Source organism: Virgibacillus salarius, from assembly GCF_039521925.1.
Classification (GTDB): domain Bacteria; phylum Bacillota; class Bacilli; order Bacillales; family Amphibacillaceae; genus Virgibacillus; species Virgibacillus salarius.
This window is the reverse complement of record NZ_BAAACY010000015.1, coordinates 1-13,150: the sequence shown is the minus strand read 5'-3', so window position 1 is coordinate 13,150 and position 13,150 is coordinate 1. Positions and strand designations below refer to the sequence as shown.

The 13,150-nt window shown below is 36.4% G+C and carries 13 protein-coding genes and 1 pseudogene; 4 read left to right on the top strand and 10 right to left on the bottom strand.

The genetic code is table 11. From position 1 onward, the window contains the following. Positions 1–137: 137 nt before the first annotated feature. Positions 138–1,742, bottom strand: a complete 1,605-nt coding sequence (locus tag ABDZ84_RS02580) for an AAA family ATPase (protein WP_343779885.1) — start codon at positions 1,740–1,742, stop codon at positions 138–140. A 163-nt stretch (positions 1,743–1,905) separates the two neighbouring features. After that, positions 1,906–2,055: pseudogene (locus ABDZ84_RS02575) on the bottom strand (zinc ribbon domain-containing protein); the annotation flags it as partial. 190 nt (positions 2,056–2,245) lie between these two features. On the opposite strand from ABDZ84_RS02575, the gene ABDZ84_RS02570 reads away from it, so the two are divergent. Then, entirely contained in the window at positions 2,246–2,386 is a 141-nt protein-coding gene (locus ABDZ84_RS02570; RefSeq protein ID WP_161629299.1) for a hypothetical protein, read from the top strand. Here ABDZ84_RS02570 and ABDZ84_RS02565 read toward each other — a convergent pair. Beyond that, positions 2,383–2,646 (bottom strand): winged helix-turn-helix domain-containing protein, encoded by a 264-nt coding sequence (locus ABDZ84_RS02565; RefSeq protein ID WP_343779881.1) that lies wholly within the window; start codon positions 2,644–2,646, stop codon positions 2,383–2,385. The genes ABDZ84_RS02570 and ABDZ84_RS02565 overlap by 4 nt on opposite strands. Before the next feature lie 105 nt (positions 2,647–2,751). Then, positions 2,752–3,105: a response regulator transcription factor gene (locus tag ABDZ84_RS02560; RefSeq protein WP_343779877.1), complete on the bottom strand. Its 354-nt coding sequence runs from the start codon at positions 3,103–3,105 to the stop codon at positions 2,752–2,754. Between the two features lie 264 nt (positions 3,106–3,369). Between ABDZ84_RS02560 and ABDZ84_RS02555 the strand changes: the two genes are divergently transcribed. Beyond that, positions 3,370–5,070, top strand: coding sequence for a M3 family oligoendopeptidase (locus ABDZ84_RS02555; RefSeq protein WP_166530903.1), 1,701 nt, complete (start codon positions 3,370–3,372; stop codon positions 5,068–5,070). Between the two features lie 73 nt (positions 5,071–5,143). On the opposite strand, the gene glpX is transcribed toward ABDZ84_RS02555, so the two are convergent. From glpX to ABDZ84_RS02525, 6 genes are all read right to left on the bottom strand, one after another. After that, complete coding sequence (gene glpX / locus ABDZ84_RS02550) at positions 5,144–6,091, bottom strand: class II fructose-bisphosphatase (protein ID WP_121605735.1); 948 nt, start codon at positions 6,089–6,091, stop codon at positions 5,144–5,146. Positions 6,092–6,108: 17 nt separating this feature from the next. Beyond that, entirely contained in the window at positions 6,109–6,594 is a 486-nt protein-coding gene (gene rpiB, locus ABDZ84_RS02545; protein WP_026682984.1) for a ribose 5-phosphate isomerase B, read from the bottom strand. Between the two features lie 218 nt (positions 6,595–6,812). Beyond that, positions 6,813–7,469: a dihydroxyacetone kinase subunit DhaL gene (gene dhaL, locus ABDZ84_RS02540; protein ID WP_343779872.1), complete on the bottom strand. Its 657-nt coding sequence runs from the start codon at positions 7,467–7,469 to the stop codon at positions 6,813–6,815. 28 nt (positions 7,470–7,497) lie between these two features. Then, positions 7,498–8,502: a dihydroxyacetone kinase subunit DhaK gene (locus tag ABDZ84_RS02535; RefSeq protein WP_026682982.1), complete on the bottom strand. Its 1,005-nt coding sequence runs from the start codon at positions 8,500–8,502 to the stop codon at positions 7,498–7,500. Positions 8,503–8,638: 136 nt separating this feature from the next. Continuing rightward, positions 8,639–9,919, bottom strand: coding sequence for an MFS transporter (locus ABDZ84_RS02530; RefSeq protein WP_026682981.1), 1,281 nt, complete (start codon positions 9,917–9,919; stop codon positions 8,639–8,641). Positions 9,920–9,945: 26 nt separating this feature from the next. Continuing rightward, positions 9,946–11,058 (bottom strand): MDR/zinc-dependent alcohol dehydrogenase-like family protein, encoded by a 1,113-nt coding sequence (locus ABDZ84_RS02525; RefSeq protein ID WP_026682980.1) that lies wholly within the window; start codon positions 11,056–11,058, stop codon positions 9,946–9,948. Between the two features lie 269 nt (positions 11,059–11,327). On the opposite strand from ABDZ84_RS02525, the gene ABDZ84_RS02520 reads away from it, so the two are divergent. Both ABDZ84_RS02520 and ABDZ84_RS02515 read left to right on the top strand, forming a co-directional pair. Continuing rightward, on the top strand, positions 11,328–12,107 hold the full coding sequence (locus ABDZ84_RS02520; RefSeq protein WP_121605738.1) for a DeoR/GlpR family DNA-binding transcription regulator: 780 nt from the start codon (positions 11,328–11,330) through the stop codon (positions 12,105–12,107). A 173-nt stretch (positions 12,108–12,280) separates the two neighbouring features. Beyond that, on the top strand, positions 12,281–13,069 hold the full coding sequence (locus tag ABDZ84_RS02515) for an HAD family hydrolase (RefSeq protein WP_026682979.1): 789 nt from the start codon (positions 12,281–12,283) through the stop codon (positions 13,067–13,069). Positions 13,070–13,150: the final 81 nt, after the last annotated feature.

Below are 13,150 nucleotides of genomic sequence, written 5' to 3'. Positions count from 1 at the left end.
TGTTTAAACATAAAGGATACCTCTTTTCTAAGTTTTTGTGTAGTTACTTTAACTTTATCAGAAGGTATCCCTTTTGCGTACATAAATCTCAAAAAAAGTGGTACTCACCAAATTATTGGCGAGTACCACTTTTAATTTTACTGGGTTTTGTCCCAGCCCCACTCCTTTATATGCTTTTTCGTTAGAGGGTGAATTGGAATTTTTGTAATCTGTACTTTTTCTTGTTTTAGCCTTTCTAGCATTGCTTCAAATGGGTGCCCGACAAATATTTCATTATCACGATATGCGCCTATAATAAGTAAATGCTGATTATTAGGATTGATTAAGAGATAATGAATCAAATCAAGTGTAGCACTATCCGCCCATTGTAAATCATCTAAAAATAAAACAAGTGGATGATCTCCTTTAGCGAAAACACCAATAAACCTCCTAATTGCTTGTCTGAAGCGATTATGAATTCCTTCAGGAGGAAGATCACTTTGTTCTGCTTGTGAGCCAATCAACCATTTTATCTCAGGGATAAAATTGACAATGACAGCTGTATACGTATCTAATTCTTCTATTAAGCGACTTCTCCACTTCGCAGTACTTGCTTCTCCTTCTGATAGAATTTGCCGTAATAATATCTGGAATGCATGAATAATTGGCGCATATGGTATCTCCTTATTTAGGTGCATAAATTTCCCGGAAATAAAATATCCCTTTTCCTTAACAAGTGGTTTATGTAACTCATTTATCAACACTGTCTTGCCAATACCTGAAGGTCCTGGTACTAGAAGAAATTCTGTGCCTCCCTCTTTAATACGGTAAAAACCTTCTAACAGCTGCTTACTAGCTTCTTCTCTGCCAAACAATTCGCTTGGTCTTTCATAAACGCTAGCTTTATCTTTTTGTTGAAGTATGAAAGGAACGATGGTACCGGTCTGATTTAAACAAATCGCTAAGTCCTCTTTTAAACCAAAAGCGCTTTGGTACCGAGTTTCAGGCATTTTTTCTAAAAGTTTCATAATGATCGTTGATAGCATTACTGGTATTTTTGTAGTAATACTACTTGGGTCAATTGGTAATTTTGTGAGGTGAGCATGAATCATTTCTGCGGGATGATCTGTTTGAAATGGCAAATCTCCAGTAAGCATCTCATATAAAACGACTCCAAGAGCGTATAGATCTGTACGATAATCCAACGACCTGTTCATTTTACCTGTTTGTTCCGGGGACATATATGCAATATGATCTTTTATTTGATAAGGACTTACATTTGGATGTGGAAGCTCAGACGAAAGTGTTGTTGATTGATAAAACCCTGTTATCTTAATGCCATTCCCTTGTGAAGCTATTAAAATATTTTGAGGATGAATAGATTTATGTATAACGCGCTCTTGATGTATTGTACCAAGTGCATGTGCTATTCTTAAGGCAATAGCTATTAAATCTTTGACAGTTGGTTTACTATTTTCATACCAATCCATTAGCGTTCTACCAGAAAACGGCTCCATCACTATATATATATCGCCACCATGATTCTTTCGTTGCAAGGGTTTAAGAACATAATTACTCGTTAACTGCTTTGCCATATAAAAATCATGAAGCACCTCCGCCTTGCGTTGAGCGTAATTTGTACTTTTAGTGTCTTTTTTTATACAGACTATCGCTTTATCTTGCATGGAGAATGCCTTATATAAATCCCAAGTATCTGCTTCAATCACCGTATCTACTATTCGGTACCCTGGTAATGTTATCATGAAAACATCTCTCCCTATTTTCAAGAATTGCTTCGTGAACTACTCCCACCACTTACCACCCTTACGGGTTGCTTGAAGTGGGGGCTTCTTGGGTAATCGCCACTTTTGGTAGCTGACGAAATGGACCAAGCTAACCCTCTTGTTCCAAGAGTTTATATTTTCATTAGGCACTTGCTAATAAGCGAATGCCTTCTTTTTTGATATGGAGAGCTGAATTATAATCTCTATCGAGATTTAACCCACACGAACAAGCGTATGTTCTAATTTCTATAGGCATTGGTTGGATATTTCCGCAACTCGAACAAGCTTTGGTAAGTTTTATCGACAAATACTTAATAAATTAGCAAAAGAACAACGTAAACTTTCTCGTAAATGGAGACTTCTTTCGGAAGTACGTTAACGAACACATTTGACTCTTTAACTATATTTAAATGAAAATTTAATTAATTTTAAACTCCCTTTATACATGATTATTTAATCTTATAAATAAAGGGGGAGTTAGAATGAAAAAACAGGAGATTACTCAGAATCAATGTCAATACGATGAAGAATGGATTCAATTAATTTCCTTAGCTAAATTCTATGGGTTTACTACAAACGAAGTACGTTTCTTCATTAAATGTATAAAAGAAAAAGACTACTAATTACGCTGCTCACTAGTAAACCTATATCCTATACCTCGGATCGTTTGTATATATTGGGGGTCTTCTGGATTATGCTCTATTTTCTTCCGAATATTACTTATATGGACCATAACTGTTCGATGATCCCCAAGACTGTTCACTCCCCAAATCAATTCAAATAACTGCTCCACACTATAAACGCGATTGGGATTACTTGCCATCAAATACAGTAGTTGAAATTCTTTTGCAGATAATTTCACCTGTTTTCCGTGCGCTATCACTTCAATACTTTCGGGTTTTATCAAAATTCCAGGATAGATAATTTGCTTAGCCGTTGCATAGGTAGTTTCTCCTTCAACTTTGGTCGATAATACTCGATGACGTCGTTAATGTGCTTTAACCTTCGCTACAATAACTGGCATACTTGTACTCTTTGGGATAAAATCATCTCCACCAACTCCAAGACCAAGGATCTTGTCTACATCCTCTTCCTTCGAACTAAGGAATAATATAGGAATTTCTGATTTTTTTCGGATCATTTGACAAAATTCATATCCATCTAAATAAGGCATCATGACATCTAATAATATTAAATCAGGATTTATTTTATCCACACATTCGATTGCTTGGTAACCATCTTCTGCTAAATGAACCGAGAATCCATTTTTCGTCAAATATAATCCCAAGACCTCTAGCATGTCTAAATCGTCGTCAACAATTAATATTCTCTCGCTTGCCATCAACCATCACCTTACTCAATAATATAATGATAAGAATTTAAATTTTCAGTAAAATCAGCATATGACTATTATACTACACAAGATAGATTTTTCCAGTTTTCTCTGTTTTATTTTACAGTTAGTTTCATAATTATTGTCTACTCGCTTTATTATAGGAGGTACATAGATATTTTGACTAGCTTTAATAGTCTTTTACAATACTTAAAAGGACATTTTGGCATTTATGTTGAATAATATATATTAGGAAAGATAAGGAGGATAATCATGCAAACAACATTTGAAAATTATACATATGAACGCCCTAATTTACCTCAAGTAAAGCTAACATTCAAAAAGTTAGTAACTGCTTTTACACAAGCTCAATCACTCGACCAGGCAAATCAATCCTTAACAGCAATTAACGATTTTCGAAATCGATTATCAACTATGTTCAATTTGGTCTATATTCGAGCTTCTATTGATACAAATGTTGAATACTATCAAAATGAGAGGGATTTCTTTGACGAGGCAGAGCCAGAAATAAGAGGCCTTACCTTTGATTTTTATAAAGAATTAGTAGCTTCTCCATACCGAGATGAATTAGAAAAACAATGGGGGGCTCAACTTTTTCACATTGCAGAATGCGAATTAAAAGCATTTTCACAAGAAATTATTCCATTGCTTCAAAAAGAAAATAGATTGACTTCCGCATACGCAAAACTAGTAGCATCCGCTGAAGTCGAGTTTCAAGGAGAAACTTATACACTTGCACAACTTGGACCATTTGCTCAGGATAAAGATCGCAATGTTCGAAAAGAAGCAAGCTTAGCTAGTGCAGAATTTTTTAACACACACCGCGAGCAATTTGATGAGATATATGATCAATTAGTAAAAATCAGACATGAAATAGCGACAACACTGGGGTATAAAAATTTTGTGGAGGTAGGCTATCTACGGATGCAGCGCATCGATTACGATGCTGAGATGGTCCATAATTTCCGTAAGCAAGTAAAAGATGTCATTGTTCCTTTAGCTTCGGAGCTATATAACCAGCAGGGAAAACGTATTGGTGTGGATACATTAAAATTTTACGATGAAAATTTCCGTTTTCAAAGCGGAAATGCAACACCAAAGGGCAATCCGGAGTGGATTATTGAGAATGGTAAAAAAATGTATAAAGAGCTTTCTCCTGAGACTAACGAATTCTTTCAATTTATGTTGGATCGACATTTAATGGATTTGGAAGCAAAAAAGGGAAAAGAAGCTGGAGGCTACTGCACGATAATAGAAGATTATCAAGCTCCATTTATTTTTGCTAATTTCAATGGAACGTCAGGAGATATAGATGTTCTTACACATGAAGCTGGTCATGCCTTTCAAGCATACGCAAGTAGTCATTTTAGAATTCCTGAATATTTATTTCCAACATCAGAGGCTGCGGAAATCCATTCAATGAGCATGGAATTTTTCACATGGCCATGGATGAAGTATTTCTTCGGAGAGGATACTGAAAAATATAAATATGCTCACTTAACTGAAGGTCTGCTATTTTTACCATACGGTGTAGCAGTGGATGAATTCCAGCATCTCGTATACGAAAATCCACAATGGTCACCTGCAGAGCGAAAACAAGCTTGGAGGAATCTCGAAGCGATTTACCTACCACATCGTGATTATGACGGCAATGATTATCTTGAATCTGGTGGTTTTTGGCAGCGCCAAGGACATATATATGATAGCCCTTTCTACTATATTGATTATACGTTAGCTCAAATCTGCGCCTTCCAATTTTGGAAACGATCACGTGAAGATCATGAATCAGCATGGAAAGATTACATCAAACTATGCAAGCTTGGAGGTTCTATACCTTTCTTACAACTGGTAAAATCAGCGAATCTCTCTTCACCTTTTAGTGAAGGGACGGTAGAATCTGTTGTAGAAACCATAAAGGATTGGTTGTCTTCTATAGATGATCAAGCTTTATAAGTGAAACTTCAATCAGCGGGGGGTTTGTTATCCCCGCTGATTGTTAATACCACAAAAATTATCAACACTATGTTTATGCAGTCGTTAAAATGGGATACGTACTTTCAACATATCGTAATTGCTTATCTTTTCCGTTCACTAAAATAGAATGTGTAATATAATTCCCATTGACCGTCTTTATTCCGTTTAGAAATAAATTTGCGGTAATTCCCGTAGCAGCGAAAATGCAATTATCCGTATTTACTAATTGTTGATGAGTTAATGCTTGTTCCGGGTTTACTATTCCCATTTGTAAACATCGTTGTATTTCCTCGCTATTCCTGGGCATTAGCTTTGCCTGCATCTCTCCACCAAGACATCGTGCTGCAACAGCTCCCAACACCCCTTCTGGTGCTCCACCAATCCCCAGAAACATATCAATATCTAATTCTTCCATACAAGTCGCAGTCGCATAAATAACATCTCCATCATTGAATAAAAGTACGTTTGCACCACAATTCCGAATACGATTAATATATTCTCTGTGTCTTGGTCGATCTTGAATAAGAATATTTAATTGATCCATCGGTTTATCTAACGCCTTTGCCAACGTGTGTAAATTATCTTCTAACGGGGCTTCAATATCAATTTTCCCTTTTGCTTTTGAGCCGACAGCTAGCTTTTTCATGTACATATCTGGTGCATGAAGTAACGAGCCCCTTTCAGCTGCGGCGATCACTGTAATGGCATTTCTTTGTCCATTGACGATTGGTGTTGTTCCTTCAATAGGATCCACTGCAATATCAACAGCAGGACCTGTTCCAATACCTACCTTTTCACCAATGTACAACATGGGGGCCTCATCTATTTCCCCTTCACCAATTACAACAGTCCCACTCATCTTTAGTCGATTCAGTTCCTCTCTCATAGCGGATGTTGCTGCTTCATCAGCTGCAATTTTATCTCCACTCCCAACCCAAGGCTTTGATGCAATCGCAGCTGCTTCAGTAACCTTCAAAAAATCTAATAACAATGCTTGCATTAGATACTCCCCCTAGTTTAGCTGCAATGATTACCTGCAGCTACTTCTTCACAACTTTGATTTAAAAATTTCTTTTCGTTTTCAATAATTTTATCTACTTTTCGTTTTGAACCATTTGCCCAAGAAACATTTAAAAAGGCCTCAACCACCTTTTTTCCAATTTCAATGCCAATAATTTGTGCACCCATTGTTATAATTTGTGCATTATTACTTAACTGGGCACGTTCTGCAGAGTACGTATCGTGAGCAAGGGCAGCACGAATTCCCGGATATTTATTTGCAGCTATACATACACCAATGCCTGTTCCACAAATTAATATTCCCCTATTTAATTCTCCTGCTCGAATCGCCTGCGAAACTTCAAAGGCTACATCTGGATAGTCAACAGCATTACAGGAATGACATCCATAATCAATCATTTCATGTTCTGTATCCTTCAAAAATTCTTTTATAGATTCTTTAAATGCATATCCATTATGATCACTGCCAATCCCAATTTTCATGTTACAAAGCCCCCATATTTCTGTTCATTTCTTTTCATTTTATTTCATATTTTATTATTTTTCAATATTTATTTTCGTTTTTATTTATTGTATTGTTTTTAAAATAAAATGGGGATCTTACTTCCAATAAAATGCGCGATAATAATTACAAAAAAATAGAATCAGAGAAAAGTATCTGATCCTATTTTTTTCGATCCTTTACTCTTTTTTTATTACCCTTAACTTGCTTTTACTTTTTTCGCTTCCACAAAGTCTAAAAACGTAGCAAGTATGAAATAGGCAGAAGTAGCTCCTGGATCTAGAGCACCTACCGATCTTTCTCCTAATCTACTAGAACGCCCCTTTCTCGATACTAAATCCTTCGTAGATTCCATACCTTCTTTTGCCGCAGCAATTGCCTCACTATATGCTGCAATAAAGTCGTTCGATTCCTTATATTTCGTCTCCAACATCGTCGCAAATGGTTCAAGTGTATCAACCATTGTTTTGTCTCCAACTTCAGACCTTCCCCGTTCCTTAATTCCTTTAGCGAAAGCAAGCCAATATGCTACCAGATCATCAGTATGAACCGTCAATTTATTTTTAATTGTTTTAGCACCTCTCATAAAACCTGTTGCATATAAAGGACCGACAGAAGAACCGACTGCATTTAAAAATGTCTTTCCAACAATTAGACTAATTTTTGCACTGTCTTCTTCTTCAGCGAGCTCATTTAACAGCCTTTCATGTACAGCTTGCCAGCCAATAGACATCGTAACTCCGTGATCTCCATCACCAATCCTTCGGTCAAGTTCACAAAGGTAATCTTTTTGCTCTTCAATCATATTTACAATCAATATAAAATAATCCTTAAAATCTCTAGCTGTTATCTCCATTTTTGATCCCCCCATTTAGGACATAGAATTATTTTTGTACAAACATCGGGCAATTTACTGGATGGTCCATTGTTTTCTTTAATTCAGCATCTAACTTCATAATTGTTACAGAGCAACCACCCATCTCAAGTGAAGTAATGTAATCACCTACATAAGAACGGTAAATCCCTATACCCTGCTCTTTTAATAATTGCTCTACTCTACGATAAACAATATATAGTTCCATTCTTGGAGTTGAACCTAAACCATTAATTAATACTGCCACCTGCTCCCCTTTGTTAATCTGAATATCTTGTAATATGTCCTTAACAAGTCGATCTGCAACATGGTCTGCAGTTTCAAGTGGACCCTTTTCAATTCCAGGTTCTCCATGATGTCCCAAACCAATTTCCATCTCATTCTCTCTTAGTTCAAAACTAGGTTTCCCCGTTTGAGGTAAGGAGCATGGTGATAAACCAACTCCCATCGAACGGGTGTTAGAATTCGCTTTTTCAGCAACACGTACTACATTTTCTAAATTATACCCAAAATCTGCTGCTGCTCCAGCTGCTTTATAAATAAAGAATTCTCCCGCTATACCACGACGCTTCTCCATTTCTTCTTTTGGTGCAGATGCAACATCATCTGTTGCGAGCGCTGATCCTACTTGAATATCTTCCTCTAAATCAGCCATTTCCGCTGCCATTCCAAAATTCATAACATCTCCAGCATAATTTCCGTATAAGTATACTACTCCTGCTCCTTTATCAATAGCTTTTGTTACTTCTAGAATAGGATCTGGTGACGGAGAAGCGAATATATTTCCTACAGCTACACCATCAGCCATTCCATCACCTACATATCCCATAAAACCGGGCTCGTGCCCTGAACCACCACCGATTAGAATACCTACTTTATTATCCCTTGTTTGTCTAGCAGTAACTAATGAACGGTTGTTTTCTGGTAATTGCCTTATGTAATCAGAATGCGCTTTCATATATCCTTCAATCATTTCCTCTACTACATTGGTTGGATTATTTATTAGCTTTTTCATTGATGCACACCTCTCATTTAATAGTAACCTCAAAAAATTAGAAACTTCCCACTTTTCATTCTATCATAATAAACCGTTGCATTAGCTTATGAATAGCCCATGCTTCTGTGGACTATTCATACGTATTCACATGCTATTAAACAACGGAGCGTGCTCTATCTTTTTCTTCTATTTCAACCTCTTGCTCAGGTAATTTTAAGAACATAGTCATAATTGCTCCAGCAAAATATAATCCAGCTAATAACCACATTAGACCTTGCGTGCCTATTAAATCATAGAATAATGCAACAAGTGCAGGTCCTACAAAAACGCATAAGCCAGCCCCTAAATTTAGAATAGACATGGCGGCTCCTTTGTCACCATCTCCAACTAATGAAGGTGTTAAAGCAGAAAGTGGTACAAATCCAGCTAAACAAGCTCCCCATAGCATACCAATTAATCCAATTAAGAAAATATTCCCTGTAAAAACCTGTGGGACATAAAACATCATCAGGGTAAAGACCCCACAACCAACTGCCCCAAACCACATGACAGTATTTCTCCAACCAAATTTGTCTCCCACATAGCCAAAGATTAAGTTAAATGCTATATTGGAAATGAAGATGGTTCCCCAAATATTTAGCCAAACGGTAGTTTGGATGCCTTGATCTGCTAGATAAATAGGTAAGAATAACGGAAAAGCATATTGAGATGCTTGGTTGATAATACGAACAATACCAGCTATAGCAACCTTTGGCTCCCTTTTTAAAATCGTTATTCCATTTACTAATTCTTTTAATTTATTATCCGCACTATTTTTCGCCTCTAATTTAAATTTATCCCGATTAACAATTATTGCGAAAAATGCTCCAACACATACCCATAAAACCGCACTCCACATCGTCGGTATATGTCCAATTGCTTTAATTGCCCAGCTTGAATAGTACGCCCCTAGTACACTTAGGCCGCCGGTAAACACAAACCAAAACCAACCTACGGCAGTTCCTAGTTGACATTGTGGTGTACGATACGTTATCCAAACAAGAAATGCATAGGCAAATAATGGGTAACCAAACCCACGTAACGCATATGTTGGAATCATCAATTCATAATGAAGGTTCGGTATGGCTAGGCCGACAAATAGGATATGCCCAATTAAATATAGAACCAGACCAGTGGTCATCGTTTTTCTAGGACCAAATGCTTCCACTAAGACCCCGGATAACCAAGCTGCAATAGCAATTGTTACCCCATAAGATGTTGTAAGAAATGCTGCTTGCTGAACGGATAACCCTTCATCTACAAGAAATGGGCTAATCCAGGCTAACTCTAGACCATCTCCCATCATAAAAATCAATACACCAAAGTACCCCCAGGCTAAATTTGCTGGAATACCTATTCTGTCTAAAAATGTTTGATTTTGATTTAAATTTGGCATGATTCTCCCCCTTGTATTAGACATCGTTATGGCTGTAAAATAATTTTTAACGACTTATCGCCTTTTTTCATTAATTCAAAGCCCTTTTCAAAGTCTTCTAGTGGTAGTTGATGTGTAACAACCCCCGCTGTTGGAAAGTCTCCGTTGGAAATACCTTCTATCACTAAAGGGTAACAGTATGGGCCGAGGTGAGAACCTAATAAATCAAGCTCTTTCCGATCACTTATAATGCTCCAATCCACGGAAACCGGCTCGCCAAACACACTAAATTCCACAAATCGCCCAAGTTTTCGAATAGCATGCAGACCTTGTTCCACTGATTTCGGATGACCTGTTGCTTCAATATAAATATCACAGCCATATCCATCGGTCATATCTTTAATTTCCTTTACAACATCTGTTTTACTTGGATTCAAAACAATATCTGCACCAAACTGCTTCGCTAATTTCAAACGGTCTTCTTTCATATCCAATACGACTAATTTTTTGGGTCCAGCTTTTTTAATTGCACCAACCATTCCTAACCCCAAAGTTCCTGCACCAGAAAGTACAACAATATCACCTAATTGCACTTGAGCGCGTTGTACAGCGTGAAGACTACAAGCATACGGTTCAATTAAGATAGCATCTTCAATCGGCAAATCTTCAGGTACTTTGTAATTAATAGCTTCTTTTGTAAACTTCATATATTCAGCCATGCCACCGTTTACATTATTTTGGAAACCATATAAATCATGCTTTTCACACATCCAATACTGACCGCGGTTACAAAAGCGGCATTCCCAACAAGGAACAATTTGTTCGGAAATCACTCGATCACCAACTTCAAAATCAGTAACTGCTTCCCCCTTTTGCACGATGCGACCAATAAACTCATGACCTGGAATCATTGGAGCTTTTATATAGGCGGGCTGTGTTTCATCTCCCCAGAAACTCGGAGCACCTTCATAAGCCTTAATATCACCAGCACAAATACCACATGCTTCTACTTTAATGATTATTTCCTTTTCATTTTCTAACTTCGGTGATTTAACCTTTTCCTCAAGTTTATAATTTTTCGGGCTATATGCTACAATCGCTTTCATATGTTCAGGAATTTCTTGTTGTTTACTAACATTTTTTTCTAATGCCTTTTCCATACTCCCATCTCCCTTTCAATTCGTATCCGTAAAGCATTATTTTCGTAGAAATGAATCACGATTTTTTTGAAATCGTTTTCAATTTCTATTTATATATTATCATTCATTTTCGTATTGTCAATATTATTTTTGATTTTTTTCAATTTTACTTATTTAAATAAGTATTTTTCATTAATTAACATAAAACGAAAATATATATGGTTAGATATTGATAATTACCGATAAATGAAATAAGATTAAGGATAGAATATATATAAGGGTGAAACTTCATGAAAATGTTTGCTAGTGAACGAAGGAGTAAGATTATTGATCTTCTTCATGAGAGAAAGCGGATTACTGTTAAAGAAATCGCTTCCCAGATTGGGGTATCCGAAGCTACATTGCGAGCTGATCTAAATAAAATGGAGCATGAGGGGCTTTTAACAAGAACTCATGGTGGGGCAGTGCTTAATGAAGATAAAGAAAACGATAATAGCTTCAACGTAAGACAAAAGAAGAATAAAGAAGAAAAAATCCAAATTTCTAAAAAAGCAATTGAACTCATTGAAGAAAAACAATGTATCTTACTCGATGCAAGTTCCACGGCATTAGAGTTGGCTCGCTTATTAAATTCGGCATCACTACGCTTAACCGTTGTTACGAGTGGACTGCAAACAGCAATTGAATTAAAGGATAATCCAGATATTACTGTAATATTAATTGGTGGTGTCGTAACTAAAAAATCAACTTCAATTGAAGGCACATTAGGAATTGATATTCTGGATTACGTAAATATTGATATTATGTTTACATCTGCAAATGGATTTTCCTTCGAAAATGGTTTAGAGGATTTTAACTTATATGAAGTGCAAATTAAAAAGGAGATTGTGAAACGAGCCTCAAAAGTAATTGCTTTAGTTGACTCCTCCAAAATCGGTAAATCTTCCAGTGCGGTATTTGCCAAATTTGAACAGATTGATCGATTAATTACAGATCAGCCAATCGAGTCACCATTTTTAAACAAGTTAAACGAATATCGTATAGATACCATTATTACGAATGAAACATAAGAGGTGGGATTAAAAAACTCACTTCTTTTTTCTAATATCAATAAACAGATTTTTTAAATTTTAATAGATAATACTATTAGATAACCTTCCCACTTTCAACGGAATTGACAAATGGCTTTCGTATTTGAATAATAGGTAGCATAAGGTTGAATATGCAAACAAAGGAGAAGTCCATGAACTATAAAATTCTATTCCTCGATATCGACGGTACTATATTAAAACCAGACCATACATACTCACCTTCTACAAAAGAGGCAATCGTCCAAGTACAACAGCAAGGAATACTTGTTTTCCTTTGTACAGGAAGGCCCCTTCACGAAGTAAACGACTTAGCTCATGACCTGGGAATTGATGCATACATTGGCTATAATGGTGCCTATGCCGCATATCAAGATAAGCCACTTGTCAATGAACCTATGAAACAGCATACATTAGAAAGTTTTCTGTTACTTGCAAGCAAGCATCATCATGAACTCGTTTGCTATACAAGTGAAAAAAACTATTTTACAACTTTATTTAATTCAATTACGAAAGATTTTGCAGAAGTTTTTCAGTTAAAGCAAAACGAAAGGCTATCAGATCATGTACTTGATCAGATACTTGGCGCTTCAATTATGAACGTCAGTCCAGACCAAATAAAATTGTATGAGGCAATGGAAGAAGGTATTCATTTATCTAAGGTAAATGTAGAGGGAGTCGAAAACTGTTATGATATCATTCGCAAACAAGTGAATAAAGGAGAAGCAGTTAAGGGAGTCCTAAAGCATCTACAAATAAAAAAAGAACAGGCTATCGCATTTGGAGATGGTATGAATGATAAAGAAATGCTACAAGCTGTAGGAGAGGGTTTTATTATGGAGAACGGTGATCCTAATCTTCTACCATTTGCAAAACACCAAACCACATCCGTACAGAATTCTGGTATCTTCAATGGGCTGAAACAGTTAGGTCTAGTGAAGTGAATTAAAAAAAACTGAGCAAAATTCGCTCAGTCCTTATCACTAAATGCTCAGATTTACGCTTCCTCTAGTAGCTATTATGGA